Raw genomic sequence first — 26,457 nt, 5'->3', positions numbered from 1 at the left:
ACCGTCCAAGGGGGACACCCATGACAGCTCCCGTCTCGCGGAAGGCCGCCCAGCCCTCCTCCACCATGTCGGCCGCGACGCCCGCCGATGCGGTGGCCCCGTCGGCGCGGCTGGGCGGGGCGGTGTGGGTGGCGCTGGGCGTGGTGTACGTGGTGTGGGGCTCGACCTACCTCGCGATCCGGATCGCGCTGGAGACGATGCCCTCGTTCCTCTCCGCCGGGGCGCGCTTCATCTTCGCCGGACTGCTGCTGGCCGGCTTCGTGCTGTTCCGCCAGGGGCGGGCCGGGCTCCGGGTGAACGTCCGGCAGCTGGGCTCCTCCGCGCTGGTCGGCGTGCTGCTGCTGACCGGCGGCAACGGACTGGTGGTGCTGGGCGAGAACTCCATCCCGTCCGGCCTGGCCGCACTGCTGGTGGCGGTCGTCCCGCTCTGGATGGTGCTGCTCACCGCGGCGGGCGGGGACCGCCCGAAGCCGGTCGAGCTGTCGGGCGTGCTGCTCGGACTGGCGGGCCTGGCAGTGCTGTCCGCGCCCGCGATCAGCGGGGACATCCCGCCGGCCGGGGTGATCGCGGTCATCGGCGGGACGCTGACCTGGGCGGCGGGCTCGTTCGCTGCCAAGCGGATCCCGATGCCGGGCAACGTCTTCGCCGGGAGCGCCTACCAGATGCTCGTGGGCGGCCTGGGCAACGTGCTGATCGGACTGGCGCGCGGCGAGCAGCACGGGCTGGACGTGCACGCCTTCTCCGGGCGGTCCTGGCTGGCACTCGGGTACCTGGTGGTGGTCGGCTCGCTGGTCGGCTTCACCGCGTACGCCTGGCTGTTGCAGTCCGCCCCGCTGACCCTGGTCGCCACCTACGCCTACGTGAACCCGGTGGTCGCGGTCCTGCTGGGCTGGCTGGTCCTGGCCGAGCCGTTGACCGGCCCCACCCTGCTGGGTGGGGCGATCGTGGTCGGGGGCGTCTGTCTGGTGGTGAGCGTCAGCCGGCGGCCGGCCCGGTCCGCTTCGCGTAGGTGAGGACGACGATGCCGTTCTCGAACGGGCGGCAGTCGGCCAGGGTGAAGCCGTGCGGCGCGAAGTCGGCGCGGAAGAGCGGGACGCCTTGGCCGGCCACGACCGGGGCCTGCTTGACGATCAGCTCGTCGACCTCCGGCAGCAGCTGACCGGCCAGCTCGGCGCCGCCGCAGAGCCAGATGCCGAGCCCGTCCTCCTGCTTGAGCTTGCGCACCAGGGTGAGCGGGTCCTCGCCGGTGACCTCGACCGCCGGGTCGGGGCTGGTCAGCGTGCGGGAGAAGACGATCTGCCGCAGGTGGGCGTACGGGTTGGTGAGGCCGAGGGGCAGCCCCACGGCGTAGGTGCCGCGGCCCATCAGGACGGTGTCGAAGCGGGAGACGGGCACGTCCGCGACACCGAAGGCCGCGCGGCCCGGCGTGGGCAGGGTGTCGGCGTACTCGGTGGTGAGGTGCTCCAGGAACTCGCCCTCGACGTACGGCATGAGGAAGTCGAAACCGCCGTCGGGTGCGGCGATGAAGCCGTCGATGGAGGCGCCGACGAAGTAGGTGAGCTTGCGCATTCACGTCCTTGGGGTTGGTCGGTCGAAGGCTCTGCGCCTTGAACAACGACAGTTATAGTACTCCGGGTGTAGTGGTTGCAAGAGTTTTCCTGAAAGAGGATCAGAGTCATGGCCCAGAACCCCGCCCGCCGCACCGCCCTCACCGACGCCGCCATCGACGTTCTGGCCCGCGAGGGCGCCCGCGGCCTCACATTCCGCGCGGTCGACGCCCAGGCGGGCGTGCCGGCCGGAACCGCGTCCAACTACTTCGCCAACCGCGACGACCTGCTCAACCGGGTCGCCCGCCACATCCACCACCGCCTGACCCCCGACCCGGCCGTCCTCGCCGAGCTGCTCCGCGCCCCGCGCGACCGCGCCCTGGTCACCGCGCTGATGCACGACCTGCTGCGGCGGATCACCGCCGAACGGGCCGGCTACCTGGCCATGCTCGAACTGCGGCTGGAGGCCACCCGTCGGCCCGGCGTGCGCGACCAGCTCACCGGCACGATCCGCGAGCAGCTGGAGGCCAACATCGCCTACCACCTGGGCGAGGGCTTCCCCGGCGACCGCGAGACGGTGGTCGTCCTCTATCTCGCGATGACCGGGCTGCTCATCGAACACCTCACGCTGCCCGGGGTGTTGGGCGAGGACGGGCTCACGGCCCTGATCGACACGATGGTCGAGCGGATCGTCCCCCTGGACTGACCGTTCACCCTTCCGCGGGCCCCGGCCCGGTGCCGGGTTCGGCGCCCTGCTCGGCGCCGGGCCGGGCCCGCAGTACCGGCCGCACCGCGTCGAGCACGGCCGTGAGGTCGCCGTCCTCGCGGACCAGCACGCCCATCGACCGCAGTCGCGCCAGGCTCTCGGCGTACGCGGGGTGGGCGGCCTGCGCCGCGCTGAGCACCGGCCGGACGGCCGTCGGCACGCCGAGCCCGTACGCCTCGCAGAGGATGCCGAGGGCGAGCGTGTCGGAGATCCCGGCGGCCCACTTGTTGACGGTGTTGAAGGTGGCGGGTGCCACGACGATGGCGTCCGGCGGCGGCAGCGGCTTCGGCTCGCCCGGCTTCCGCCACGCCGAGCGGATCGGGTAGCCGGTCCGGGCGGCGACGGCTGCCTCGTCGATGAAGCCGAGCGCGTGCGGGGTGGCGACGACGCCGACTTCCCAACCCTCGGCCTGGGCGGCCGAGATCAGCCGGCCGGTCTCGGGGGCGAGTCCGGAGGCGCAGACGACGACGTAGAGAAAGGGCACGGGCGGGCTCCCAACGGTGTGACGGTTGCACCCATCATCGTCATCTGCCCGGCGGCGCCGGCCGCCGGGGACGCCGGTGGGCGGGCCCACCAGTCCACCAGTCCGCCTGTTCGGCAGTCCGTCCCTCTGTCCGTCCGCCCGTCAGTCGAACCGGATGTGTCGGACACCGGTCCAGGCCCGCCGCAGCCGGCCGCGCAGCTCGCCGTCCGTGTTCGGTGCGAGCGTCAGCCCCACGGAGGCGGCGATCCGGTCGGCGACCCGGGCGACGGTGAGGTGGTCGGTGTGCAGGTGCTCGCCGAACTCCGTTCCGCGCAGCCGCTCCAGGCAGTGGTCGAGCTTCGAGACGGCGAAGCTCTCGCGGCGCAGCGGCGCGTCCTTGCCGGCGACCAGCCGCACGGCGTGCCCGAGGCCGCGCTCCCGGAGCCGCCGCAACACCTCCTCGCGCTCCGCCAGCAGTGCGAAGTGCCGTACGTCATGGCCGCGTTCGCGCAAGCGCCCGACCGTCTCGGCGAAGTAGACCGGTTCGACCACGGTCATCGGCACGAGCACCGTGCCCCGGTGGGTGGTGAGCGTGCGGTCGAGCACCTCGAACACGCCCTGCCGCCAGGCCGGGAGGTCCTGGAAGTCGCCGCGCAGTGGCCTCGGCGTCATCCGGTGCAGGCCGAACCCGACCTGCTCCGGGTCGCAGATCACGCTCCCGGGCAGCCTGCGCAGCAACTCGTGGGCCGTCTGCGTCTTCCCGCCGCCGAAGGGCCCGTTGATCCAGATCAGCATGCCGGACACCCTATGCGGTGGACACCTCGCGGGGCGGGCACCCCGTGCAGCGGGCACCCCGGTCCGGCGCCGGCCGCGACGGGAGGGACCGGCCGCAGCAGCGTCGGCGCCCCGACTGCTCCGTCGCCTCCCGCGCGGCCCGCCACCCCGGACGGGCCGCGCGCGGTGTCGCAGGCGCGTCGGTGTCAGGCGGGGTCGAGTACGCCCTCCCACAGCTTGCGCTCGGCGCCACGGGGGTCGTTGACGACCTCGTTCCGGGGCGCGTTGTCCCGGTGGAAGGTCATCACCGGGCGGTCGCCGGTGTCGTACGCGGCCCAGCCGGCGAGCCGGCCCGTCCTGGCGAACTCGATCCAGCGGGAGTGGAGTTCGGCGGCGAGCTCCTGCGGCGGGTTGGGGCCGGTGAACTTCCGGCTCTCGGGGTTGGCGAGGGTGTCCCAGACGAAGGGGATCTCCAGGCTGTGGCACGCGCCGAGGCTGACCCGGAGGGTGTTCGGCTCCGTCGGGGAGCGCCAGCCGAACTCGAAGACGTACGTGGGCGCCGCGCCGCCCCCGCTCTCGCGGGCCTCGGCGATCCGGTAGGTCGGGATGCGGACCAGCCGGTCGGTCAGGACGGCGCAGGCGATCCCGGAGGGTGTGCGGCGCGGGTAGACGTCCGTACCGCCCTTCGCGTACTGGTCGTAGAAGCCGGCCGGGACGCCGTAGACCTCGGCGCGGGCGCGGAAGGCCTCGGCATCCGGCCAGTAGACCATCGGGGTCGGGATCACGAAGAGCCGGAACTCCTCGGTGGTGGTGCCGATCAGCAGCGGGATGTTCCCCCCGGCACCGCGGGCGATGGCCTCGAACGGCGTGGCGGACAGCAGCCCGCCGTCGATCACCGGCATGAAGGCCATGCCGCAGGCGGCGACGGTGCTCTCGCCGTACTTGGCCGCGTCGGCGCCGGCGGCGACGTCGTCGCCGACCTGGCTCTGGGCCTCGATGAGGTCGCCGGGCGCCACGGTGGACAGGCCCGCGAAGTCGGGGGTGACACCGAGCCGGTCGGCAACGGCCTTGACGACCAGCGAGGCGTCGGCAACGGTCTGGCCGAGGTGGGCGGTGCCGCTCTGGACGATCGCCTTGTGGAAGAGGTCCACACCGGCCGACATCAGGGCGAGCACGCTCATCGCGCCGGCGGACTCGCCGAACAGTGTGACGTTGTCCGGATCGCCGCCGAAGTTCGCGATGTTGTCGCGTACCCACTCCAGCGCGAACAGCTGGTCGAGCAACCCGCGGTTGGCCGGGGCCGGAGCGCCCTCGATGTAGGCGAAGCCCTCCACCCCGAGGCGGTAGTTGAGCGTGACGCAGACGACGCCGTCGCGGGCGAAGGTGGCGCCGTCGTAGGCGGTCACCGCGGACGAGCCGGTCGTGAAGCCGCCCCCGTGGATCCAGACCATGACCGGCAGCGGATCCCGGCCCTCGGTCTCGGGGGTCCAGACGTTGACGCTCAGCCAGCCGTCGCCCTCGATCACCGGATCGGGCATCAGCTCGCCCAGCTGCCCCTTGATCGGGGGCTTGGGCGGGGTCGGCCCGTACGCGGTGGCCTCCCGTACCTCGTCCCAGGGTTCCGGCGGGGCCGGCGGCCCGAACCGGTTGGCCTCGCTGCCGGGGGCGGCGGCGTAGGGGATGCCGAGGAAGCGGGTGATCCCGTTCTCGGTGGTCCCGGACACCGGTCCGTAGCCGGTTTCGACCAGGGTCGGCATGGGGGCTCCTCAAGGGGGCCGGTCGGTACGGTCGGCACAGCGCCGGACCGGCCCTCCCGGCGGTGTGCCCGGCCGCCACGTGCGACCGGAGCGTACCCGGATTACCCGGGCCGGGCGGGGCCAATCCCGGCCGACCGTAACTGGCTGATGTTGTGTACGTGCGGAGCGTCACCTTCCTTCGTCTGTCGTCTCGTGTCGCCTCCTGTCGTTCCTGTCCCTCCCGCCCCGCACGTCCCGTACGCCCTGCGCATCTCCTGCGCCCCTCTCTCGCCCGCGCTCTGGTCCGCGCACACGGTCAGCCAGTTCGGCACCCAGATCAGCTTCTTCGTGTTCCCGGTGCTCGCCCTCGCCACCGCGATCGGCAACCTGGCCGGCCCGGGCGGCGCGCTGAGCGCCCTGCTGCCCGCCTTCGCCCTGCGTGACCTGGGGCTCTCCCCGGGCCGGCTCGGCCTCGCGCTGACCGTCGGCAACGTCTGCGCCCTGATCGGCGCCCTGATCGGCGCCCTGATCGGCGCCCTGCTCACCGGCCGCCTGATCCGGCTGTTCGGTCTCGGGCGGCTGCTGGTCGCGGCCAAGTGCCTGCCGGGGCTGGGCGTGCTGTTGCTCGCCACGGCGACCCCGGATCGTGCCGTCCCCGCCCTGGCCGGGGCCGCCGGGATCACCGCCTGCGGCATCACGGTCTACAACATCGCCCAGGTCGGCCTTCGCCAGGCCGTCACCCCGACGGCCATGCAGGCCCGGATGAACGCCTCGGTCCGCTTCGTCATCTGGGGCACGCTCCCGATCGGCGCGGCGGCCAGGGGGCTCCTCGGCTCGACGATCGGTCTGCGCCCGGGCTCTGGCTGGTGGCGGCGGGTCAGCCTGTTCTCCTGCGTGCCGTTGCTGCTGACCCGCGACGTCCGGACCCTGCGCGACTTCCCGGCCGCGGCGGCCGACTGAGGACGGGGCGGGCCCCGCACGCCCGGCGGCTACACGAACGAGGCCCGGCCCGTCCACCAGTTGCCGGGAGCCTCCGGTTCGCGGCTGGTCCAGTACTCGATGATCGCGTTGGTGAACTCGGCGGCCGACAGCCTGCCGTCGCCGTCCAGGTCGAGCCGGCGGAAGGCCTCGTCGGCGTCGTCGCGGGAGAGGCCGGCGAAGTGGCCGCGCTGGAAGACGAAGAACTCGCCCGCGTCCACCGTGCCGCTCCTGCTGGTGTCGGCCACGGCCAGGAAGGCCTCGGCCAGCGCCCCGAGGCTGGCCCGGGCGGCCTCCGGGTCGTCGGCGAGCGACGCGGTGGATGCGGTGAACTGCTCGCGGGTGATCGCCTCCGTGCCGATCGGCAGGTGGGCCAGGTGCAGGTCGTGCCAGATCGTGAGGTAGGCGCGGACGATCCAGGCCTCGGCCTCCGAGCCCTCGGCGTGTCCGAGCGAGCGGGCCACCGAGTGCCCCATCAGTACGTGGTCCCGCTCGGTCAGCAGTCCGTCGCCGTCGGCGTCGAGGTGGTCGAACCCGTGGTTGATCTTTGCCATCAGCAGTTCGTCGGACAACGTGCCCCCATAGGTCGGTGATCTCCCTCGTCATCGGCACGGTAGCGCGTCCACCGGCCGTGGCGTGGCGGAACACGGGTTTGCCGGCGCCCGGCCGAACCGGGTGCGGGCTCAGGGTACGGGCGGGGTGACCTGCTACGTCTCCCCCGGCCGGTGGACCGCCCACACGTAGGCCTCGGGGAGCAGGTCGAGGACGGGGAGGCTGCGAACGGCGCCCCCTGTTTCCCCGGCTGTGCCGGTCTCCCCGCGGCCCCGGTCGGCCACGGCGACGATGGCGGTGAGGTCGTAGGCGCCCTGCCCGGCGGCGGCACCGATGAGCACGAGTTCGGCACAGGGCCCGCCGGTGAAGTGAAACGCGTTGAGCGCGGTGACGATCCGCCCGTCGGCGTTGCGGGCCGCGGCACCGGCTACCCGTTCGTGATCGTGGACGCGGCGGAGCAGCGGTCCGTCGGCTTCCTCGGTCTCTGGCCGAAGGAGGACGGCAGGGCCTCGCTCGGCTACTGGACGGCCGGGTCGGCGCGTGGTCGCGGGGTGGCCGGGAACGGCCTGCGGGCGGTGTCCCGCTGGGCGTTCGAGGAGCTGCGGCTGGCCCGGCCGGAGCTGTACATCGAGCCGTGGAACACCGGTTCGGTCCGCACCGCCGAGCAGGCGGGTTTCCGCCGTGAGGGCCGGCTGCGTCAGTGGCAGACGGTCGGCGGCGAGCGGCGCGACATGGACGTGTACGCGCTGCTCGCCACCGACCCGGTGGACTGGAAGCCGGAGGAGGGCCGTGGGGTGATCCGGGCCCTGTCGGGTCCACGCCGCCACCTCACGACGCCCGTTCCCTCCGGCGCCGCAGGATGAGTCCGGCCCGCCACTCAGGTGGCGGGCCGGGACCAGGTGTCCTCGTCGGCGCTCCGGGTCAGCCCGCGTTCCGGATCGCCGCGTCGGCGAGTCGCTCGGCCAACTCGCTGAAGGCCGCACCGAGTTCCTTGTCGGCGATGCTGCCGGCGTAGGCCTCGAACCCGAGGGCGGCCTGGGCCTGGACGGCGGGCGTGGCGTAGTCGGGGTCGATCGGGTAGGGCTCGCCGGGGGGCCAGGGGAGTGGCCAGTGCTTGGGCCAGGGGATCTTGACCTGGTGTCCCGTCCCGCACCAGTCGTCGCCGACCTCGCCGAGGATGGCGCGCACGTCGCCGCCGGAGAGGCGGGCGGTGATGGCCGTGTTGGCCACCGCGTTGACGGTGCCGGAGACGGCGAGCCGCAGTTCGGGCGCCCCGGGCGGGAGCGGTTGCGGGTTGAGCGGGGCGGCCTGGCCGCTGGTGGCCAGGTGGACGTGGCGGGTGGGGCCGAGGACGGGCAGGTGCGGGCGGATGCCGTCCAGGGCCTCGGGGTGGAGGCGGCCCAACAGCTGGATCAGGGTGGCGGCTTGGCGGACGAGGGTCATCGGGAACCCCTTCTCTGGGACTGAGGCGCTCACTGTCGGTAGCCGATCGTATGCGCAGCGGCCCGGAGGGAGGCGGCGACACACCCTCAGTGCGCGGCGGCCAGCAGCTCCCGGGTGTAGTCGGTGTGCGGGGCGGCGAACAGCCGGTCGCGGTCGGTGGACTCCACCAGGCGCCCGCGGTGCATCACGGCGACCCGGTCGCAGAAGTGCCGGACCACCGCGAGGTCGTGCGAGACGAAGAGGAAGGCGACGCCGAGCCGTTCGCGCAGCTCCATCAGCAGATTGAGCACCTGGGCCTGTACCGAGACGTCCAGTGCGGAGACCGGCTCGTCCGCGATGATCAGCCGGGGTGACGGGGCGAGCGCGCGGGCGATGCCGATCCGCTGGCGCTGGCCGCCGGAGAACTCGTGCGGGTAGCGGTCGAGGTGGCCGGCGGACAGGCCGACCTGCTCCAGCAGCTCGGCGGACCGCTCGCGTCGCCCTTCGGCGGAGAGCGCGGTGTGCAGGCGCAGCGGCGTGTCGAGCGTCTGGGCGACGGTGCGGCGGGGGTTGAGCGAGGCGTACGGGTCCTGGAAGACGAGCTGGACCTCGCGGCTGAGCCGCCGCCGCAGGGCCCGGTCGGGGGTGGTGATGTCGACGCCGCCGTACCGGATCCGGCCGGCGGTGGCGGGCTGGAGGCCGGCCAGCACGCGGGAGGTGGTGGACTTGCCGGAGCCGGACTCCCCGACCAGGCCCAGGGTCTCGCCGGGGGCGATCCGCAGGGTGACGCCCTCCACCGCCCGGACGGGTTCGCCGGGCCGCCCGGGGAACCGCCGCCGGCCGGGGAAGCGGACGGCGAGGTCCTCGGCCTCGACCAGCCACCGGTCCGCCGGCGGAGCCGTCCGGTCCCGGAAGGCGAAGGAGGGTGACGGGTCGTCAATCGTCGGCAGCGGCGTTCCCGGGACGCTCTCCCGGGTGAGGGCGGCGCCCACCAGGGCCCGGGTGTACGGGTGTTGCGGCGCGGCCAGGAGCGAGGTCGTGGGTGCGGACTCCACCCGCCTCCCGTCGCGCAGCACCAGCGTCCGGTCGGTCGTCCCGGCGACCACGCCCAGGTCGTGGCTGACCAGCAGGACCGCCGTGCCGTGTTCGCGCTGCAACTCGCCCAGCAGGTCGAGCACCTGCCGCTGGACGCGGGCGTCGAGCGCGGTGGTGGGCTCGTCGGCGATGAGGACGTCGGCTTCGTTCATCAGGGCCATCGCGATCATCACCCGCTGGCGCATGCCCCCGGAGAACTGGTGCGGGTAGTCGCGGACCCGGGCGGCCGGGATGCCGACCCGGTCCAGCATCGCGGCGGCCCGCCGCCGGGCCTCGCCGCGGCCGGCGCCGGGGTGGTGCAGCCGGTACATCTCGGCCAGCTGCGCGCCCACGCCGTGGAACGGGCTGAGCGAGGTGAGCGCGTCCTGGAAGACCAGGGCGACCCGGCCGCCGCGCACCTCGCGCAGCACGGACTCGTCCGCGCCGACGAGCTCCTGCCCGCCCGGCCCCCGCCCGGATTCCGACGGCCCCCGCCCGGCTTCCGAGGGCCCCGGCCCTGGCGCCGCCAGCCGGATCGAGCCGGTGACGGTGGTGGTGCGCGGGTCGTGCAGGCCGAGGACGGCGAGTCCGGTCGCGGACTTGCCGGAGCCGGACTCGCCCACCAGGCCGAGGACCTCACCACGGGCCAGGTCGAAGGAGAGGCCGCGGACGGCGTGCACGGGTGCGCCGCCGCGCGGGTCGGCGAAGGTGACGGACAGGTCGCGGACGCTGAGCACGGGTGTCATGGTGAGCTCCAGTCGGGGCTGGTGCGGCCGGTGCGGCCGGTGCGGGCGGCGGGGGCGGCAGGACGGCAGGGCAGGACGGCTGGGCAGGACGGCCGTCAGGGGGCTGTGGTGGGCCGACGGGGCCGGGGGGCGGGTCAGCCGAGGCGGATGCGCGGGTCGAGCCAGGCCACCACCAGGTCGGCCAGTGCCACGAAGAGCACCACGAAGCAGGCGGCCAGCAGCACCGCGCCGACCACCGCCGGCAGGTCCTGCCCCTCGACGGCGTCGGCGGCGAACCGCCCGACGCCGTTCAGCCCGAACACGGTCTCGGTGATCACCGCGCCGCCGAGCAGCGCGCCGGCCTCCAGGCCGAGCAGCTGCACCAGCGGTCCGGCGGCGCCGCGGGAGGTGTATTTGAGGTGGGCGCGCAGCCGGCCGAGGCCCTTGCCGCGTGCGGTCCGGACGTACTCCTCGTTCATCGTCTCCAGCAGCTGGGACCGCGAAAGGCGCGCGAAGACCGCCGAGTTGACGAATCCGAGGACGAGCCAGGGCAGCAGCATCCCGCCCGCCCAGGCGGCCGGGTCCTTGGCCGGCGGGGTGTAGGAGGGCAGCGGCAGCAGTCCTGTGGTGTAGACCAGCGCCCACTGGGCGACGTAGCCGAGGAAGTAGATCTGCACACTGGCGCCGACCAGGGTGAAGCCGGAGAGCAGCCGGTCCGTCCGGGTCCCGTGGCGCAGCGCGGAGGCGAAGCCGGTGCCGAGGCCGAGCAGCACCAGCACGGCGAGTGCGCCGGCGGTCAGCGAGAAGGTGACCGGCAGGTGGTCGACCAGCGCCTCGGTGACGGGCTGGTGCAGCCGGTAGGAGTAGCCGAGGCAGGGCGCATCGCAGTGGATCACCGAGCCGTCCACGTCGTTGACGTCGCGCCCGGCGACCACTCCGGCGAGGTAGTCGGTGTACTGGGTGAGCAGCGGCTGGTCCAGGCCCATGCTCTGGCGGACCGACGCGACCTGGCCGGAGTCGCAGCGCGGGCTGCAGGCGGCACGGGCCGGGTCGGCGGGGGCGGCGTAGAAGAGGGCGAAGGCGGCGGCGGAGACTGCGACCAGGACGGCGAGGGCCTGGAGGGTCCGCCGCAGGGCGAAGGAGAGCATGGCCGGTCCGAATCAGGGTGCGTCGGGGTGGCGGCCCCGCCTGCGGGCAACAGGAGGGGCCGCCAAGGGACTTCGGGGCGTCGGGCCCCGGGGTCGGGGCCTCGGGGATCAGGACCCCGGGGTCAGGAAGTCGGGGTCAGAACTTCAGGTTCAGGACTTCAGGTACAGCCAGGAGAGGCTCACCGACCCGTAGATCGGGTGGACGAACGCGCCGCCGACGTTGGCGCCCCGCAGCTGGTTCATGTTCGGGTAGGCGAAGGGCAGCACCGGCACGTCCTTCATGACGGTCTGCTCCAGCCCGTACAGCTCCTTGGCCTTGGCGCGCGGCTCGCCGATCTGGTTGATCCGGTCGATCTCCTTGTCCACCTCGCCGTTGCGGTAGCGGGCGGCGTTGAGGTCGCTGTTGGCACGGCCGTCGAAGGAGAACGGGATCAGCGTGGACGGGGTCGGCCAGTCGACCGAGGAGGTCTCCTCGAACAGGTCGTACGGGGAGTCGGCGCGGTGTGCCTCGTCCAGCAGCGCCTTGGGGTCGATCGGCTTGGGCACGATGGTGATGCCGGCCTTGCCGAAGCCCTCGACCAGCACCTGGGCCACGCGCTGCCCGACCGGCGTGTTGGCGTACGCGTAGGTGAGCGGGGCGGGCGGCTGCTTGGCCTTGGCGAGGGCGGCCCTGGCCGCCTCCGGATCCCCCTCCGGCTTCGCGGGGTACAGGTCGTACTTCTGCCAGTCGACCAGCGCGGGCGAGCTGAGCGTGGTCGCGAGCTCACCGACCCGGGTACCGCCCTGGACCTGGCGGGCCTGCTGGCGGGGGTAGGCGAGGTGGAGCGCCTTGCGGACCTCGACGTCCGGCACCCGCTCGTTGTTGATCATCAGCTGGGTGACGAAGGCACCCTGCCGGCCGGAGACCACCAGCTCCTTGGCCTTCGGGTCGGTGTCCACGGTCTGGTAGAGCTCGGGGGAGAGCTGCGTGGACACCGTGGTGGCGTCGGCGCCGCCGTCGCGGCCGGAGAGGATCTCCTGGTTGATGTTGAGCGCCTCCTTGCCGAAGGTGAAGACGAACCTCTCCGGGTACTGGCTGCGGATCGGGTCGGTCGCCGCCTTCCAGTGCGGGTTGCGCTCCAGCACCAGCCGGGTGTTCTGGACGTGCTCGGCGATCCGGTACGGGCCGCTGGCGAACGGCAGCCGGTCGTACTCCGTCCCGGTGTCCTTGTCCTGGCGCACAGGCGAGGAGGAGGACTGCGCGGCCATGTACGGCACGTCGGCCTGCGGCTGCGGGAAGTGGAAGACGATGGTGCGCTCGTCCGGCGTCCCGATCGCGGCGAGGTCGCCGTCCTGCGGGCCGCCGTACTTCTTCCGGGCGTCGTCGTAGCTGGCCTCGCCGGTGAGCCACTGCGGCCAGTACGGCGGGCCGACCTCGTAGCCCTTGCCGAAGCTGCGCTCGATGCCGTACTTGACCTGCTGGGAGGTGATCGGCTGGCCGTCCTCCCAGCTCACGCCCTCCTTGAGCCGGTACGTCCAGGTGCGGCCGCCGTCGGTGGAGGTGCCGGTGTCGGTGGCGAGATCGCCGACCAGCCTGGCCTTGCCGTCCACCACCTGGTACTGGGTCAGCTGGCGGCCCCAGAGCAGCGAGGTGTTGTACGCGGCGCCCGCGTAGACCTTCTGCGGGTCGAGGTGGCGGAAGTCGGTGGTGTTGTAGACGTTCACCGTGCCGCCCGGGCGGGCGCCGGGGACGGCGGGGGCCGGGCCGGCGCTCTCCTTCTCGGTGCCGAGCGCGGCGGTCAGCGGCGAGGTGTCCTTGGTGGCGGCGCCCGGGCCGGAGGTGGAGCCCGCGCCGGCCGAGCAGGAGGTCGCCAGCAGCGCGGTGGCGACGACGGCGAGGGACGGTTTGATCCAGCGCATGGCGAATCTCTCCTTGCCCCGGGACACGGGGCGGTTGGGTGAAAGGGCGGGGGAAAGGAAGGGGAGGGGGAGGACGGGACGGCGAAGGGTCAGCGGGTGGCGCGCGGGTCCAACGCGTCCCGGACGGCGTCGCCGAGCAGGTTGAAGGCGAGCACGAACAGCAGCAGTGCCACACCCGGGAAGAACATGTACGTCGGGTCGGCCTGGAAGACCTCGGAGCCGCGGGCGATCATCCGGCCCCAGTCCGGGACGGGCTCGTTGATGCCGACCCCGAGGAACGAGAGCACCGCCTCGGTGGCGACGAACGTCGGCACCGCCATCGTGGCGTGCACCAGCAGCTGCGCCCGGACATTCGGCAGGAGTTCGCGGAAAACGATATGGAAACCGCTCGCGCCGAGGGCCCGTGCGGACTGCACGAAATCCCTTTCCCGAAGTGACCGGACGGAGGCGCGCAGGGAAAGCGCGAGCGGAATCCAGCCGAATGCGGAGAACACCAGGATCAGCACCAGGAACTGCATCCACTCGGGTTCCGCACGGCCCGGGCCGACCAGCCGGGACTGGATGACCGGGCTGAGCGCGAGCAGCAGGAGCAGCGTCGGAAAGGCCAGCAGGACGTTGGAGAGGAAGCCGAAGAGCCGGTCGGTGATCCCGCCGAGGTAGCCCACCGCGACGCCGGCCAGCACCCCGAGGGTGGTGGTGACGGTTGCGGCGGCGAAGGCGATCAGCAGCGAGGTGCGGATGCCGTAGAGCAGCTGGGTGAGGACGTCCCGGCCGAGCCCGGGCTCCAGGCCGAACCAGAAGTCGCCGGAGATCCCGCCGTTCGGGGCGATCGGTAGTCCGCCGTCGCCGAGCAGGCCGGGCGTGTTCTGGCCGTAGTGCTCGACCGGGTTCCTGCCGTACAGGGCGGCGATCAGCGGCGCGGCGAGCGCGAGCAGGAGGAAGAGCAGGACGACGGCGAGGGCGGCGGTTCCGACCCGGTCGCGGCGGATCCGGCGCAGGAGGCCCTGCGGGGCGGGTGCGGCCGGGCGCGTTGCCCCGGCCGGCTCTGCGGCTGTCTCGACCACTGCCATGAGAGGCGTACTCCCCGAATTCTCCGCCGCCCTGTGGGTGAGGGTGCGCTGGTGTGCATTTCCGGACCGTCCTCCGGGGGTTTCCCGGTGGACGGCCGAGCGCCATCAGACCGGACATCGCCGGACTTCCGCAAATCATTCCGGCCCGAACTCATGCGCAGTGTTTCGGGAAATGTGACGGCTTCATTCCGCCGCAATGCTGTCGTTGCAGAAGAACGGACATAGTGGGGCAAAGTCAGGGTTTGTCCCGCATTCTGAGATCTCCGCCACACCCCGTCCGGTGTTGGTACGATCCCGGTGAGCCGCGACTGGCGCGCACGGATGGAATCAACCATCGGGAAGCGGCTCCGTGGATCCTCACGTCAAAGTTGCCGAGCGCCTGGGCCGTCCGAACTCGTCACGAGGAGACCGCCTTGGCCCCGCACACGACTGCCAGCGCAACCGCCAACACCGCCTTCCGCAGCGCCCTGGACTCCGTCCGCGAGGTCGAGCCGCGGATCGCCGCCGCCATCGGCCAGGAGATCGAGGACCAGCGCGCCTCGCTCAAGCTGATCGCCAGCGAGAACTACGCCTCCCCGGCCGTCCTGCTCACCATGGGCAACTGGCTCAGCGACAAGTACGCCGAGGGCACCGCCGGCCGCCGCTTCTACGCCGGCTGCCGCAACGTCGACACCGTCGAGACCATCGCCGCCGAGCACGCGCGCGCCCTCTTCGGCGCCGACCACGCCTACGTCCAGCCGCACTCCGGCATCGACGCCAACCTGACCGCCTTCTGGGCCGTCCTCTCCCAGCGGGTCGAGAGCCCGGCGCTCCAGCGCGCCGGTGTCCGCAACGTCAACGACCTCACCGAGCAGGACTGGGCCGAGCTGCGCCACGACCTCGGCAACCAGCGGATGCTCGGCATGTCCCTGGACGCCGGCGGCCACCTCACCCACGGCTTCCGGCCCAACATCTCCGGCAAGATGTTCGAGCAGCGCAGCTACGGCACCGACCCGGCCACCGGCCTGATCGACTACGACGCGCTGCGCGAGACCGCCCGCGAGTTCCGCCCGCTGATCCTGGTGGCCGGCTACTCGGCCTACCCGCGGCTGGTCAACTTCCGCAAGATGCGCGAGATCGCGGACGAGGTCGGCGCGACCCTGATGGTCGACATGGCGCACTTCGCCGGCCTGGTCGCGGGCAAGGTGCTGACCGGCGACTTCGACCCGGTGCCGCACGCCGACATCGTCACCACCACCACCCACAAGTCCCTGCGCGGCCCCCGCGGCGGCATGGTGCTCTGCACCTCCGAGCTGGCCGAGCACGTCGACCGCGGCTGCCCGCTGGTGCTCGGCGGCCCGCTCTCCCACGTGATGGCCGCCAAGGCGGTCGCCTTCGCCGAGGCCCGGCGCCCCGAGTTCCAGGCGTACGCCCGCCAGGTCGTCGACAACGCGCAGGCGCTGGCCGAGGGCCTGCTGCGGCGCGGCGGCACGCTGGTCACCGGCGGCACCGACAACCACCTCGTCCTCGCCGACGTCTCCGGCTACGGCCTGACCGGCCGCCAGGCCGAGGCCGCGCTGCTGGACTCCGGCATCGTCACCAACCGCAACTCCGTGCCGCAGGACCCGAACGGGGCCTGGTACACCTCCGGCGTCCGCCTCGGCACCCCCGCGCTCACCACTCGTGGCCTCGGCACCGCCGAGATGGACGAGGTCGCCGCCCTCATCGACACCGTGCTGCGCGGCACCACGCCCGTCACCACCTCCGGCGGCGCCCCCTCCAAGGCCCAGTACACCCTGGACGCCGCCCTGAGCGAGGGCGTCGCCAAGCGCGCCGCCGACCTCCTCGCCGGCTTCCCGCTCTACCCGGGCGTGGACCTGGCCTGACGCTCACCCGAGGGGGCCCGGCCGACCCGGGCCCCCTCGCCCGTACGGTCGGGCTTCCTCGGCCGTGCGCCCGGGCCCTCGCCCGTACGGTCGGGCTTCCCGGTGGGGCCCGGCCGGCCGGGTGTCCCCAACGGGCTCAATACTGCAGCGACTTGTACTGCAGGAACTCCTCCAGGCCGTGCCGGCCCAGCTCGCGGCCGAGGCCGGAGTTCTTGTAACCGCCGAACGGCGCCAGCGGGTTGAAGCGGCCGCCGTTGAGGTCGACCTGGCCGGCGTCGAGCCGGCGGGCGAACGCGGCGGCGGTGGCGGTGTCGGCCGCCCAGACGCCGCCGGCCAGCCCGTACGGGGTGGCGTTGGCGAGTTCGGCGGCGTGGTCCTCGTCGCGGTAGGCGAGGACGGCCAGCACCGGCCCGAAGACCTCCTCCTGGGCCACCGTCATGTCGGCGGTGACGTCGGCGAGCACGGTCGGCAGCACGTAGAAGCCGGTGTCGAGGCCGTCCGGGGCCTCCGCACCGCCGACGACCAGGCGGGCGCCCTCGGCGAGCGCGCCGGTGACGTAGCCGCGGACCCGCTCCCGTTGGCGCGCGTTGACCAGCGGCCCGACCCGGGTCTGCGGGTCCGTCGGATCACCCGGGAGGTACTTGGCGGCGGCCTTCGCGGCGAGTGCCACCGCCTCCTCGTACTGGTCCTCGTGCACCAGCAGCCTGGTCCAGGCGCTGCACGTCTGGCCGGAGTTGGCGAAGACGTTGGCCACGTTGACGGCGACGGCCCGGGCCAGGTCGGCACCGGGCAGCACCACGTTGGCGGACTTGCCGCCCAGCTCCAGCGCCACCCGCTTGATCCCGCGCCCGGCCGTCTCCGCGACCGTCTGCCCGACGGCGGTGGAGCCGGTGAACGAGATCACGTCCACCCCCGGGTGGGCGGCCAGTGCCGCGCCCGCCACCGGGCCGGCGCCGGTCACCAGGTTGAACACCCCGGCCGGGAAGCCCGCCTCGTGGACCAGCCGGGCGAACAGCCGGGCCACCAGCGGGGTGTCCTCGGCCGGCTTGAGGACGACCGGGCAGCCGGCGGCCAGTGCCGGCACCACCTTGGCCACGATCTGGTGCAGCGGGTAGTTCCACGGCGTGATCGCCGCGACCACCCCGGCCGGCTCGGCGAGCACCACCGAGTTCCCGATCCGCTCCTCGAACGGGTGGTCGGCGAGCAGCGGCAGGTAGGAGCCGGCGACCGCCAGCGGCAGGCCCGCGTGCACGGCGGTGGCGAAGCCGACCGGCGCGCCGAGTTCGGCGACCACCGTGGCGGCGATCTCCTCCTGGGCCCCGGCCAGGCCGTCCCGGAGCCGGGTGAGCAGCGCCAGCCGCTCCTCGCGGGTGGTGGCGGCCCAGGCCCGGGCGGCCCTCCGGGCGGCGGCCACGGCCGCGTCGACGTCGGCCGCGCCGCCGGCCGGGACGGTGGCGAGCACCTGCTCGGTGGCCGGGTTCAGCACCGGGATCGACCCGCTGTCCAGGGCGGGCCGCCAAGCGCCGTCGATGTACTGGTCACCGTGCTCCGCGTACGGGACGTCGTACGTCGCGTCCTGCTGCACCGTTGGTCCTCTCGTCCGAACGGCCGATCGTCCGATCGGCCCATTGACCGGGTTGAGCAATGCTCGTCAGAAGGCCAGTCAAGGCCGCCGGGACCGCCCGGCGCAAGGGTCGGAACCGGGCGGGGCGCCCCGCCGTCGAACCGGGTGCCCGGGCGCCCCCGGTGGCGCTCGTCGCCGGGCGGGCCGCGCCGGATTCCCGTGCGGCCCCCGGCCCTGACCGCCGCACAGGCCGGTCGTCGCCGCGCCGCTCCGGGCGCCGCGCCTCCGCTTGCGGCCCGCACGGGCGCCGCGAATTTTTCGGCGCAAAGCCTCCTCAACTCCGCCCGGCGGGAGGTAGATTGCAGCGCAATCGGGCGCGCGGGACCACCGTTGGCAACGAGACCGAGCGGGTTCTCGCCGTGCCGGGCCGACGGCTGCTCCGGATGATGGGAGGGAGGCCTCCGCCTCCCCCCAGCGTTTCCGTGCCCGGGGAACGTTCCCCATGGTCGTCCGTAGCGTGTAAGGAGCAACCTCGTGAGCGACGCCGCGTTGAGCGCCGAGCAGCACCGGCCCGCCGAGCCTGCTGTGCTCGATGACGTCCCCGGCTGGTTCTGGGACCACGACCGCCACCTCTTCGAGTGGTTCCTCGCCCGCCAGGAGAAGGCGGGGATCACCGGGGACCTGATGGAGATGGGTGCCTACCTGGGGCGCAGCGCGATCGTGATCGGCGGCCACCTGCAGCCCGCCGAGACGTTCACGGTCTGCGACCTGTTCGACTCGGACGCTCCCGACGACGAGAACGCCGCCGAGATGGACATGTCCTACCGCAAGACGCTGACCCGGTCCGCGTTCGAGTCCAACTACCTCTCCTTCCACAAGTCGCTGCCGGAGATCATCCAGGCGCCCACCTCCACGCTGGCCGGCGGCCGGGTCCCGGCGGGCGCCTTCCGCTTCATCCACATAGACGCCTCGCACCTGTACGAGCACGTGGTGGGCGACCTCCAGGTGGCCCGGGTGGCGCTTGAGCCGCAGGGCGTCGTGGTGATGGACGACTACCGCTCCGCCCACACCCCCGGTGTCGCCGCCGCCACCTGGGAGGCGGTGTTCAACCACGGCCTCAAGCCGATCGTGCTCACCGAGTGCAAGTTCTACGGCACCTGGGGCGACCCCGAGCCCGCCCAGCGCGATTTGCTGGACCGGGTGGGCCTGGCCGAGGGCTGTCACCTCTCCACGGAGAGCCTGAACGGGCAGCAGGTGCTGCGGCTCGGCGGCGGCTCCGAGGGCATCGCGCCGTTCCGTCCTTCGCGGCACTACGACCGGCTCGCCGCCGAAGCCGGCCGTCGCGAGGTCGAGGAGGCCCGCCGCGAGGCGCTGCGCGTCCAGGAGGAGGCCGCCGACGACCTCGCCGTCCGCCGGGCCCGCGCCGCCGAGCGCCGCCGCCCGACCAACGTGGCCAAGCGCGTCGCGGGGGACCTCCTCCCGCCCGTGGTCACCTCCGCCATCCGCCGCGCCCGCCGGGGCTGACACCCACCCCGCACGTATCGGCGCCGAAAGCCGCGCAGCCTCCCGGGCTGCGCGGCTTTCGGCGTTCCGGCACGTCCCGGGCGCCGAGCTCAGTCCTGCGTCGGCAGGCCCGCCTCCGCGCCGAGCACTCCGAGCGCGCGCCGCAGCGCCTCCCGCTCGGGCCCGTCCAGCGAGGCGGTGAGCTCCGCGTCCAGCCGGTGCGCGAGCGCCGTGCAGTCGGCGAGCAGGGCCCGCCCGGCGTCCGTGAGCGCGAGCACCTGCCGCCGCCGGTCCGCCGGGTCCCGGACGCGGTCGAGTGCGCCGATCTGCTCCAGGTGGTCGGCCAGTGAGACCACCAGGCTGGGCGCGACCGCCATGGTCCGTGCCAGCTCCAGTTGGGACGGCGGTGCGCCGGACTCCAGCGCAACCATCAGGCCGACGTGCTTGGGCTTGAGCCCGAGCACGGCCAGCGCCTCGGTGAACCGCGCCGTGACGACGCTGCCGAGCGTGCCGAGCCGGAAGACGACGGAGGCCGTCAGTGGAGAGGGGTTGACATCGTTCACGCATGGAACGCTAGCATGCGGAAACCATTCAAGGATCGAATGATTCGAGGTCCGATTCGATGTTGCGTCGCTCCGTCCCCTCCTTCGCCCCCTCCTCCGTCTCGGCCACCGGCCGGGGCATGCGCGCCCTGGTGATCGCCAATGCGGCCGGCGCCACGCTCTCCATGGCCTCCAGTGTCATCGGCCTGGTCTCCCCGGAGCTGGCCCTGCCCGGCTCCGCCGCTCCGGCGGGCCCGCTCGCCGAGCTCTACGCCCAGGCGTACGCGGCCCGCGCCCTCCCGCTCGGCGCCGCCGTGCTGCACCAGTTGCTGATCAGCCGGACGGGCCGCGGCCTCGGCCCGCTGCTCCTGGTCTCGGGCGTGGTCCAGGCGGCCGACGCGGCCATCGGCGTCTCCGCCCACAACCCCGGCATGGCCGCGGGCGGAACCCTGCTCGCCCTGCTGCACCTCGGCCTCGCCGCCCGCCTCGCCCGCCCGGGCCGCACCCTGACAGCCACACCTCAGGCCGGCCCGGCCTGAGCACCGGGCGGCCTCGGCGACCCGAATGGCCTGGCCGACCCCACCCTGCTTGCAACCGGTGGGAGAACGCGCCGGTGCGACAAAGTGCCGGCCGAGTGGTCTCGACCGGCACTTTGCAAAGTGTGGTGCGGGTGTTCTCAGGCCCGCGTCGCCGCGCCTGCCAAGAGCGGTGCCGGCCGGGTGAACCCGGCCGGCACTGTGCACAGTGGATGTCGGCAGCCTCAGACCCGCGAGGGCTCGCCGCCCTGCTGGGGGACGGTGGTCGTCTCGTCGGCCGTGGCGTCGGCGGCCAGCTCGTGCTTGACGGCGGCGAGGGACGGGTTGGCCCAGGCGCTGGCGACGCCCCAGTGGTAGAAGGCCAGGCCGATCGCGGCGACGACCAGCAGGTCCCAGCCCTCCGGCAGGTAGCCCTGGCCGCCGAAGTCGGTGGACCCGGCCCAGGACACGGCGGCCATCACGAAGAGGTAGGCGATCATCCAGGCGCCGGCCCGCAGGTGCGGCTTGAGCTCGGCCCACGGCTTGCGCAGCTCGTACCAGGCCCAGATCGGCAGGCCGGCGGCCATCAGCAGGATGACCTTGCCGGTCAGCGGCCAGCGGGCCCAGTAGAGCACCAGGGAGCCGAAGACCATGGCGACGGGGGCGATCACCGGCATCGCGCGCAGCCGGACGGGGCGCGGCAGCTCGGGAGCCAGGCGGCGCAGCGCCATCACGGCGACGGGGCCGGTGATGTACGAGATCACGGTGGCGACCGAGACGATCTCGGCGAGCGAGCCCCAGCCGCGGAAGACGGCGAGGAAGAGGAAGGCGATCAGCAGGTTGAGCAGCAGCGCGGGGCGCGGGATGCCGGTCTTGGGGTCCACCCGGCCGAAGAGCTTGGGCAGGTGGCCGTTCTCCTGCACGCCGTGGATCATGCGCGAGGTCGTGGCGGCGTAGATCATGCCGGTGCCGCTGGGGGAGACGAAGGCGTCCGCGTAGAGCAGCAGGGCCAGCCAGTTCATTCCCCAGGCGATCGACAGGTCGGCCAGCGGGGAGGTGTAGCCGAGGCCGCTCCAGCCGCCCGACAGGTCGGCGGTCGGGACGGCGCCGAGGAAGGCGATCTGCAGCGCGACGTAGATCACCAGGGCGATCAGGATCGAGCTGATGACCGCCTTGGGCAGCGACTTGCCGGGGTTGCGCGCCTCGCCGGCCAGGTTGAGCGGGGACTGGAACCCGTTGAACGCCCAGACGATGCCGGAGACGGCGACGGCGGTGAACACCGCGCTCCAGCCGTTCGGGGCGAAGCCGCCGTGGTCGGTGAAGTGGGCGGTGTCGAAGTGCGCCAGCAGCAGGGCGCCTGCGGTCAGCGTCGGGACGACGAGCTTGAAGACGGTGATCGCGGTGTTGGTCTTGGCGAACAGCGTGATCGCGAACCAGTTCAGCGCGAAGTACCCGACCAGCAGCACGCTGGCCAGTGCGACCCCGCTGAGGGTCAGCTCCTGTCCGTCGTACAGGCCCTTCGCCCAGCCGAAGTGCCAGGAGCTCATGTACTGCACCGAGGCGGTCGCCTCGCCCGGGATCACCGAGACGATCGCGATCCAGTTGGCCCAGGCGGCGAGGTAGCCCGCCAGCGAGCCGTGCGAGTACTGCCCGTACCGCACCATCCCGCCGGCCTTGGGGAACATCGAGCCCAGCTCGCTGTAGGTCAGTGCGATGGTGAGCGCCACGGCCGCGCCGATCACCCAGGCGACGATGGACGCCGGGCCGGCGAGCCTGGCCGCCCGCTCCGCGCCGAACAGCCACCCCGACCCGATGATCGAGCCCAGCCCGACAGCCGTCAGGCTGATGGTGCCGAGCGAGCGGCGGTAGTGCTGATGGGATGCCGTCGTCGGCTCAGGCGCGCTCAACGTATCGGTCCTCTGTCTCGTCGGGGTCTCGTCGGGCTTCTCGTCCGGCTCCGGACCTCTCGTCCGGGTCCGGACCTCTTGTCCGGGTCCGGGACCCTGGCATAGGGCCCGGACAAACGCACAGCAGACTATGGTGCGAAATCGGACCAAAGCCTCAGTTAAAGCTCAGATCGTTCGATCGTTGCCATCTCGTGTCCGATTATCGAATCCGCATGTCCGCAGGTCAGCGGCCATGCGGAGCGCCGAGGGGGGCGTATGCCTTCCACGGGCGAGCGCGGAGATCCCCGGGCAGGCGCGGAGAGTCCCCCTGGGTGTGCGCGCAGAACTTCCCCAGAACTCCCCCGGAACTCCCCGGGCGTACGCGGAGAACTCCCGGGCGCGCGTCGCCGACGCCATCGGGGGAAAAAAGAAATTCCCCGCGGGAGCTCTTTCGAGTTCCCGCGGGGAATCGCTGGTGTCCGAGGGGGGACTTGAACCCCCACGCCCGATAAAGGGCACTAGCACCTCAAGCTAGCGCGTCTGCCATTCCGCCACCCGGACAGGGTGTGTGCTTCGGGGGTTTTTCTCTCGCCCCCTCGGCGACAGAGAGAACATTACCAGGGTTCTGGAGTGCTTCTCACCTGCGTTTCCCCGGTGGGGATCGCCGGGGTGGCAGGGATGGATCGCGAGGGTGAGCGAAGCGGTGCTTCAGGGGGCGAGAAGCGATCGAGTTGCGACCGGTCAGCGGTCGGAATCGGCCGGGAGTGATCCGACACGGCCAAGTTGTCGACGCTGCCGCGGTCCCGGGGGCGGCTCTCCTAGCCTCTGTGGACCGAGGGCGCCATGAGCGGAACGCCTGATTCCCGGGGTCGCGGACGAAGGGCGGCTGGACGTGGAGCTGGAGCAGATCAGCGGGGCGGCGGAGGCCGGACCGAGACGGGTGGCGGCCGGGCCGGCCGAGGGGGTGTGGCGGTTCGCGGTGCCGGCGGCGGAGGCCTCGGTGCCCCGGACCAGGCACGCGGTGCGGGACCGGCTGCTGGCCCAGGGCATGGCCGGGGTGCGCTACCAGGAGCTGGTGGACGACGTCCTGCTGATCGTCTCCGAGCTGGTGAGCAACGCCGTGACGCACGCCGCCGAGCTCTCGCCGGAGGTGACCACCGAACTGACGGTCCGCGGCGGCTGGGTGCGGGTGTCGGTCGAGGACGGTGACCCGTACCGGCCGAAGGCGCTGGAGACGGACACCGGGCGGACCGGCGGGCGCGGGCTGCTGCTGGTGAAGAGCGTGACGCTGCAGGCCGGCGGAGTCTGTGACGTGGAGCGGACGGGGGAGGGCGGCAAGGTCATCTGGGCCTCGCTGCCCATCCCCCGGAAGGACGCGCAGTAGCGCCGGGCGGACACCCGGCTGGCTACCGGTCCCGACCGGCTACCGGTCCCGGCCGGGCTACCAGTCCCGGCCGGCGATCTCGCGGATACCGGGCAGCGCCGCCTCGAAGACCGTCTGGAACCAGACCGAGAACGGCCGCTCCGCCTGGAGCTCCCGCAGCTCCTGCGCGGTGACGAAGGCGACGTCGTCCACCTCCTCCGGGTCCGGCTCGGCCGGTGCGGTGACCAGGCCGACGAACAGGTGGTTCCACTCCCGCTCGATCAGGCCGGAGGCCTCGTCCGGCAGGTCGTACCGGACGGTGCCGGCCTCGCACAGCAGTGCCGGTGCGACGCCCAGCTCCTCCGCGGTGCGCCGGGCGGCGGCGACGAACGGGGCCTCGTCGGGGTACGGGTGGCCGCAGCAGGTGTTCGACCAGACGCCGGGGGAGTGGTACTTGCCCAGGGCGCGGCGCTGCAGCAGCAGCCGGCCCTGCCGGTCGAAGAGGAACACGGAGAACGCCCGGTGCAGCCGGCCCGGCTGCTGGTGGGCCCAGAGCTTCTCGGCGGTGCCGATCGTGACGCCCTCGTCGTCGACGAGCTCCAGCAGGATCCCGGTCCCCGCGGACGCCCCGGCCGCGGCCCCGGGGGTGGACGTCGCGTCGGCCGTCACGTCGGTCTCCACGTCGAGACCGGTGTCGATCTCGGAGGTGAAGTGCGTCGGGTTGGTCGGCAGACTCTGGGGCATGAGGCCTCTTTCGGGGGCAATGGGAGCACCGGTGGCGTCGGGCCCCAGTCTGCCGTACGGGTGGCGGTCCGCAGGGGTCCCACGCACAACCGGGCGGATCATGACCGTTCCCGGCCCATTCCTGGCGTCGGAATGGGCGCCGGAATAGCAGATCCGTTCGGGATTCGTTCGTCGGGTGTTCGAATCGGCGGTGTACGGACGGAGAACCGACACCTCGGCGGCACCGCTTCTCCACGAGCGCCGCGCCCGCGGTCGTCGCGGGCCCGGACGCAGCCCCCGGCCGCGTTCGGGCCGGTCGCCGCGGTCGCCTACCATCACATACGACACGGTGCCCGCATCCTCACCGGCATCGGCGTGCCACCCGGACGGCTGGCGGCAGCGCACAGCCCCGCGGACCGGCACAGTCCCGGATCAGCACAGCACGACGGATCAGGAGACCCCCGCATGATCGGCCTCGTTCTGGCAGCCGGCGCCGGCCGCCGGCTGCGCCCGTACACCGACACCCTGCCGAAGGCGCTGGTGCCGGTCGACGGGGAGCGGACCGTCCTGGACCTCACCCTCGGCAACTTCGCCGAGGTCGGCCTGCGCGAGGCGGCGGTCGTCGTCGGCTACCGCAAGGAGGCGGTGTACGACCGCAAGGCGGCACTGGAGCAGAAGTACGGCGTCAAGCTCACCCTGGTCGAGAACGACAAGGCCGAGGAGTGGAACAACGCCTACTCCCTCTGGTGCGCCCGCGAGCTCTTCACGGAGGGCCTGCTGCTCGCCAACGGCGACACCGTGCACCCGGCCTCCGTCCAGCGCACCATGCTGGAGGGCAACGCCCGGCTGGCCGCCGAGGGTCGTGAGCCCGGCATCCTGCTCGCCCTCGACACGGTGAAGAAGCTCGCCGACGAGGAGATGAAGGTCGTCGTCGACCCGGCCGCCGGCATGCGCCGCATCACCAAGCTGATGGACCCGGCCGAGGCGACCGGCGAGTACATCGGCGTCACCGTGATCAACCCGGCCGCCGCCGCCGACCTCACCGACGCGCTGCGCGCCACCTACGAGCGCGACCCGCAGCTGTACTACGAGGACGGCTACCAGGAGATGGTCGACCGCGGCCTGCGGATCGACGTGCAGCCGATCGGTGAGGTCTCCTGGGTCGAGGTCGACAACCACGAGGACCTGGCGAAGGCGCGGGAGATCGCGTGCCAGTACTGACCCGGCTGGTGCCGTCGCCGGTCTTCGTCGAGATCCGCTCCGGGGCACTGGACTCGCTCGGCGGCATCCTCGCCGACCAGCGGCTGTCCGCCTCGGGCCGGATCGCGGTGGCGATCAGCAACGGCTCGGGCGCGGTGCTGCGGGAGCGGCTGGAGCCGGCCCTGCCCGGCGCCGACTGGTACAACGTGGACGACGGCAGTCTGGACAGCGCGGTCAGGCTGGCCGAGGCGATGCGCGGCGGGCACTACGACGCGATCGTCGGCCTCGGCGGCGGCAAGATCATCGACGCCGCCAAGTACGCCGCCGCCCGGGTCGGCCTGCCGTTGGTCGCGGTCGCCACCAACCTCGCCCACGACGGCATCTGCTCGCCCGTCTCGACCCTCGACAACGACGCCGGCCGGGGCTCCTACGGCGTGCCCGGCCCGATCGGCATCGTGGTCGACCTGGACGTGATCCGGCAGGCCCCGCCGCGCTTCGTGGCGGCCGGCATCGGCGACGTCGTCTCCAACATCTCGGCCTGCGCCGACTGGGAGCTGTCGCACGCCGAGACCGGCGAGCCGGTGGACGGACTGGCCGTGGCGATGGCCCGCTCGGCGGGCGAGAACCTGCTGCGCCACCCAGGAAACCTTCAGGATCAGGACCTCCTCACGGCGCTCGCGGAAGCCCTGGTACTGTCCGGCATCGCGATGAACATCGCGGGCAGCACCCGGCCCTCCTCGGGTGCCTGCCACGAGATCTCGCATGCCCTGGACGTGCTGTATCCGAAGCGGTCCGCCCAGCACGGCGAACAGGTCGGCCTCGGGGCGGCCTTCGCCAGCTTCCTGCGGGGCGAACAGGAGCTGACCGGCCTGATCGTGGAGCGCCTGGCGCGCCACGGACTGCCGGTGACCGCAGCTCAGATCGGTTTCACCGAAGCGGAGTTCACCGAGGCGGTGCACTACGCTCCGAACACCCGTCCGGGCCGCTTCACCATCCTTGAACACCTCGACCTCTCCCCTTCCGCAATCAGGGACGCGTACGCCGACTATGTCCAAGCCGTCAACAGCTGAGCCTTCCACGAAGGGCTCCTCCCCGGCCCCGGTGGACCTGACCCGCCGCCCCTCCATCGAGGAGCTGCGCGC

24 protein-coding genes, 1 tRNA gene, 1 pseudogene and 1 riboswitch are annotated in these 26,457 nt (G+C 72.8%); of the genes and pseudogenes, 10 read left to right on the top strand and 16 right to left on the bottom strand.

Translation table 11 applies throughout. The features are described from left to right. Positions 1 to 20: 20 nt before the first annotated feature. The gene (locus C2142_RS07455) at positions 21 to 1,013 is read left to right on the top strand and encodes an EamA family transporter (protein ID WP_346766366.1); all 993 of its coding nucleotides are present in this window, start codon (positions 21 to 23) and stop codon (positions 1,011 to 1,013) included. Here C2142_RS07455 and C2142_RS07450 read toward each other — a convergent pair. Further along, positions 976 to 1,569, bottom strand: a complete 594-nt coding sequence (locus C2142_RS07450; RefSeq protein WP_148641646.1) for a dihydrofolate reductase family protein — start codon at positions 1,567 to 1,569, stop codon at positions 976 to 978. The two genes, C2142_RS07455 and C2142_RS07450, sit on opposite strands and share 38 nt — an antisense overlap. Positions 1,570 to 1,677: 108 nt before the next feature. On the opposite strand from C2142_RS07450, the gene C2142_RS07445 reads away from it, so the two are divergent. Then, positions 1,678 to 2,253: a TetR family transcriptional regulator gene (locus C2142_RS07445; RefSeq protein ID WP_148641645.1), complete on the top strand. Its 576-nt coding sequence runs from the start codon at positions 1,678 to 1,680 to the stop codon at positions 2,251 to 2,253. A gap of 4 nt (positions 2,254 to 2,257) precedes the next feature. On the opposite strand, the gene C2142_RS07440 is transcribed toward C2142_RS07445, so the two are convergent. From C2142_RS07440 to C2142_RS07430, 3 genes are all read right to left on the bottom strand, one after another. Beyond that, complete coding sequence (locus C2142_RS07440; protein ID WP_148641644.1) at positions 2,258 to 2,797, bottom strand: flavoprotein; 540 nt, start codon at positions 2,795 to 2,797, stop codon at positions 2,258 to 2,260. A gap of 141 nt (positions 2,798 to 2,938) precedes the next feature. Continuing rightward, positions 2,939 to 3,571: an AAA family ATPase gene (locus tag C2142_RS07435; RefSeq protein WP_148641643.1), complete on the bottom strand. Its 633-nt coding sequence runs from the start codon at positions 3,569 to 3,571 to the stop codon at positions 2,939 to 2,941. Between the two features lie 185 nt (positions 3,572 to 3,756). After that, entirely contained in the window at positions 3,757 to 5,307 is a 1,551-nt protein-coding gene (locus tag C2142_RS07430) for a carboxylesterase family protein (protein WP_148641642.1), read from the bottom strand. Positions 5,308 to 5,499: 192 nt separating this feature from the next. Between C2142_RS07430 and C2142_RS07425 the strand changes: the two genes are divergently transcribed. Then, on the top strand, positions 5,500 to 6,246 hold the full coding sequence (locus C2142_RS07425) for an MFS transporter (RefSeq protein WP_148641641.1): 747 nt from the start codon (positions 5,500 to 5,502) through the stop codon (positions 6,244 to 6,246). A gap of 29 nt (positions 6,247 to 6,275) precedes the next feature. Here C2142_RS07425 and C2142_RS07420 read toward each other — a convergent pair whose 3' ends face one another. Together C2142_RS07420 and C2142_RS07415 are read right to left on the bottom strand one after the other, a co-directional pair. Beyond that, positions 6,276 to 6,818 carry an EF-hand domain-containing protein gene (locus C2142_RS07420; protein ID WP_241002433.1) on the bottom strand — a complete coding sequence of 181 codons (543 nt, stop codon included), beginning with the start codon at positions 6,816 to 6,818 and terminating at the stop codon, positions 6,276 to 6,278. Positions 6,819 to 6,971: 153 nt separating this feature from the next. Next, positions 6,972 to 7,238: pseudogene (locus C2142_RS07415) on the bottom strand (cytidine deaminase); the annotation flags it as partial. Here C2142_RS07415 and C2142_RS07410 point away from each other — a divergent pair. After that, a complete protein-coding gene (locus C2142_RS07410; protein ID WP_241002432.1) occupies positions 7,185 to 7,679 on the top strand; it encodes a GNAT family protein in 495 nt (164 codons plus the stop codon). The pseudogene C2142_RS07415 and the gene C2142_RS07410 overlap by 54 nt on opposite strands. A gap of 58 nt (positions 7,680 to 7,737) precedes the next feature. On the opposite strand, the gene C2142_RS07405 is transcribed toward C2142_RS07410, so the two are convergent. The 5 genes from C2142_RS07405 to C2142_RS07385 all read right to left on the bottom strand — a co-directional run bounded on the left by C2142_RS07405 (position 7,738) and on the right by C2142_RS07385 (position 14,154). Continuing rightward, on the bottom strand, positions 7,738 to 8,259 hold the full coding sequence (locus tag C2142_RS07405) for a hypothetical protein (RefSeq protein ID WP_148641638.1): 522 nt from the start codon (positions 8,257 to 8,259) through the stop codon (positions 7,738 to 7,740). An 86-nt stretch (positions 8,260 to 8,345) separates the two neighbouring features. Further along, positions 8,346 to 10,058: an ABC transporter ATP-binding protein gene (locus C2142_RS07400; protein WP_148641637.1), complete on the bottom strand. Its 1,713-nt coding sequence runs from the start codon at positions 10,056 to 10,058 to the stop codon at positions 8,346 to 8,348. Between the two features lie 134 nt (positions 10,059 to 10,192). Beyond that, entirely contained in the window at positions 10,193 to 11,185 is a 993-nt protein-coding gene (locus tag C2142_RS07395; protein ID WP_148641636.1) for an ABC transporter permease, read from the bottom strand. Between the two features lie 150 nt (positions 11,186 to 11,335). Further along, entirely contained in the window at positions 11,336 to 13,084 is a 1,749-nt protein-coding gene (locus tag C2142_RS07390; RefSeq protein WP_148641635.1) for an ABC transporter substrate-binding protein, read from the bottom strand. Between the two features lie 89 nt (positions 13,085 to 13,173). Next, positions 13,174 to 14,154 carry an ABC transporter permease gene (locus C2142_RS07385; protein WP_148641634.1) on the bottom strand — a complete coding sequence of 327 codons (981 nt, stop codon included), beginning with the start codon at positions 14,152 to 14,154 and terminating at the stop codon, positions 13,174 to 13,176. Between the two features lie 294 nt (positions 14,155 to 14,448). Beyond that, a riboswitch (ZMP/ZTP riboswitch) is annotated at positions 14,449 to 14,546 on the top strand. A gap of 21 nt (positions 14,547 to 14,567) precedes the next feature. Here C2142_RS07385 and C2142_RS07380 point away from each other — a divergent pair. Then, on the top strand, positions 14,568 to 16,019 hold the full coding sequence (locus C2142_RS07380; protein ID WP_148641633.1) for a glycine hydroxymethyltransferase: 1,452 nt from the start codon (positions 14,568 to 14,570) through the stop codon (positions 16,017 to 16,019). A 136-nt stretch (positions 16,020 to 16,155) separates the two neighbouring features. On the opposite strand, the gene C2142_RS07375 is transcribed toward C2142_RS07380, so the two are convergent. Continuing rightward, the gene (locus C2142_RS07375) at positions 16,156 to 17,604 is read right to left on the bottom strand and encodes an aldehyde dehydrogenase family protein (RefSeq protein WP_148641632.1); all 1,449 of its coding nucleotides are present in this window, start codon (positions 17,602 to 17,604) and stop codon (positions 16,156 to 16,158) included. 513 nt (positions 17,605 to 18,117) lie between these two features. On the opposite strand from C2142_RS07375, the gene C2142_RS07370 reads away from it, so the two are divergent. Continuing rightward, positions 18,118 to 19,107, top strand: a complete 990-nt coding sequence (locus C2142_RS07370) for a class I SAM-dependent methyltransferase (RefSeq protein WP_241002431.1) — start codon at positions 18,118 to 18,120, stop codon at positions 19,105 to 19,107. 89 nt (positions 19,108 to 19,196) lie between these two features. Here the strand turns inward: C2142_RS07370 and C2142_RS07365 are convergent, their stop codons facing one another. Beyond that, entirely contained in the window at positions 19,197 to 19,649 is a 453-nt protein-coding gene (locus tag C2142_RS07365) for a MarR family winged helix-turn-helix transcriptional regulator (RefSeq protein ID WP_148641631.1), read from the bottom strand. Positions 19,650 to 19,708: 59 nt separating this feature from the next. Between C2142_RS07365 and C2142_RS07360 the strand changes: the two genes are divergently transcribed. Continuing rightward, on the top strand, positions 19,709 to 20,167 hold the full coding sequence (locus C2142_RS07360) for a hypothetical protein (protein ID WP_148641630.1): 459 nt from the start codon (positions 19,709 to 19,711) through the stop codon (positions 20,165 to 20,167). A 221-nt stretch (positions 20,168 to 20,388) separates the two neighbouring features. On the opposite strand, the gene C2142_RS07355 is transcribed toward C2142_RS07360, so the two are convergent. After that, positions 20,389 to 22,050 carry an APC family permease gene (locus tag C2142_RS07355; RefSeq protein ID WP_148641629.1) on the bottom strand — a complete coding sequence of 554 codons (1,662 nt, stop codon included), beginning with the start codon at positions 22,048 to 22,050 and terminating at the stop codon, positions 20,389 to 20,391. A gap of 452 nt (positions 22,051 to 22,502) precedes the next feature. Continuing rightward, a tRNA-Leu gene (locus C2142_RS07350) sits at positions 22,503 to 22,590 on the bottom strand. Between the two features lie 337 nt (positions 22,591 to 22,927). On the opposite strand from C2142_RS07350, the gene C2142_RS07345 reads away from it, so the two are divergent. After that, complete coding sequence (locus C2142_RS07345; RefSeq protein ID WP_241003135.1) at positions 22,928 to 23,413, top strand: ATP-binding protein; 486 nt, start codon at positions 22,928 to 22,930, stop codon at positions 23,411 to 23,413. A gap of 57 nt (positions 23,414 to 23,470) precedes the next feature. On the opposite strand, the gene idi is transcribed toward C2142_RS07345, so the two are convergent. After that, positions 23,471 to 24,136 carry an isopentenyl-diphosphate Delta-isomerase gene (gene idi, locus C2142_RS07340; protein ID WP_148641628.1) on the bottom strand — a complete coding sequence of 222 codons (666 nt, stop codon included), beginning with the start codon at positions 24,134 to 24,136 and terminating at the stop codon, positions 23,471 to 23,473. A 444-nt stretch (positions 24,137 to 24,580) separates the two neighbouring features. On the opposite strand from idi, the gene C2142_RS07335 reads away from it, so the two are divergent. Together C2142_RS07335 and C2142_RS07330 are read left to right on the top strand one after the other, a co-directional pair. After that, the gene (locus C2142_RS07335; protein ID WP_148641627.1) at positions 24,581 to 25,336 is read left to right on the top strand and encodes a phosphocholine cytidylyltransferase family protein; all 756 of its coding nucleotides are present in this window, start codon (positions 24,581 to 24,583) and stop codon (positions 25,334 to 25,336) included. Next, positions 25,324 to 26,385: an iron-containing alcohol dehydrogenase family protein gene (locus C2142_RS07330; protein WP_148641626.1), complete on the top strand. Its 1,062-nt coding sequence runs from the start codon at positions 25,324 to 25,326 to the stop codon at positions 26,383 to 26,385. Before C2142_RS07335 ends, C2142_RS07330 begins: the two co-directional genes overlap by 13 nt. Positions 26,386 to 26,457 lie beyond the last annotated feature (72 nt).

It is taken from the genome of Streptomyces sp. CB01881 (genome assembly GCF_002953255.1).
Lineage (GTDB): Bacteria > Actinomycetota > Actinomycetes > Streptomycetales > Streptomycetaceae > Kitasatospora.
This window is presented reverse-complemented; position numbering and strand designations above follow the sequence as displayed.

Bases quoted from the DNA above. Each gene is read 5' to 3' on its own strand.
- C2142_RS07445 (WP_148641645.1), top strand. From the start codon at position 1,678: ATGGCCCAGAACCCCGCCCGCCGCACCGCCCTCACCGACGCCGCCATC.
- C2142_RS07395 (WP_148641636.1), bottom strand. From the start codon at position 11,185: ATGCTCTCCTTCGCCCTGCGGCGGACCCTCCAGGCCCTCGCCGTCCTG.
- C2142_RS07385 (WP_148641634.1), bottom strand. From the start codon at position 14,154: ATGGCAGTGGTCGAGACAGCCGCAGAGCCGGCCGGGGCAACGCGCCCG.
- C2142_RS07430 (WP_148641642.1), bottom strand. From the start codon at position 5,307: ATGCCGACCCTGGTCGAAACCGGCTACGGACCGGTGTCCGGGACCACC.
- C2142_RS07435 (WP_148641643.1), bottom strand. From the start codon at position 3,571: ATGCTGATCTGGATCAACGGGCCCTTCGGCGGCGGGAAGACGCAGACG.
- C2142_RS07405 (WP_148641638.1), bottom strand. From the start codon at position 8,259: ATGACCCTCGTCCGCCAAGCCGCCACCCTGATCCAGCTGTTGGGCCGC.
- idi (WP_148641628.1), bottom strand. From the start codon at position 24,136: ATGCCCCAGAGTCTGCCGACCAACCCGACGCACTTCACCTCCGAGATC.
- C2142_RS07390 (WP_148641635.1), bottom strand. From the start codon at position 13,084: ATGCGCTGGATCAAACCGTCCCTCGCCGTCGTCGCCACCGCGCTGCTG.
- C2142_RS07450 (WP_148641646.1), bottom strand. From the start codon at position 1,569: ATGCGCAAGCTCACCTACTTCGTCGGCGCCTCCATCGACGGCTTCATC.
- C2142_RS07455 (WP_346766366.1), top strand. From the start codon at position 21: ATGACAGCTCCCGTCTCGCGGAAGGCCGCCCAGCCCTCCTCCACCATG.
- C2142_RS07335 (WP_148641627.1), top strand. From the start codon at position 24,581: ATGATCGGCCTCGTTCTGGCAGCCGGCGCCGGCCGCCGGCTGCGCCCG.
- C2142_RS07400 (WP_148641637.1), bottom strand. From the start codon at position 10,058: ATGACACCCGTGCTCAGCGTCCGCGACCTGTCCGTCACCTTCGCCGAC.
- C2142_RS07360 (WP_148641630.1), top strand. From the start codon at position 19,709: ATGTTGCGTCGCTCCGTCCCCTCCTTCGCCCCCTCCTCCGTCTCGGCC.
- C2142_RS07420 (WP_241002433.1), bottom strand. From the start codon at position 6,818: ATGGCAAAGATCAACCACGGGTTCGACCACCTCGACGCCGACGGCGAC.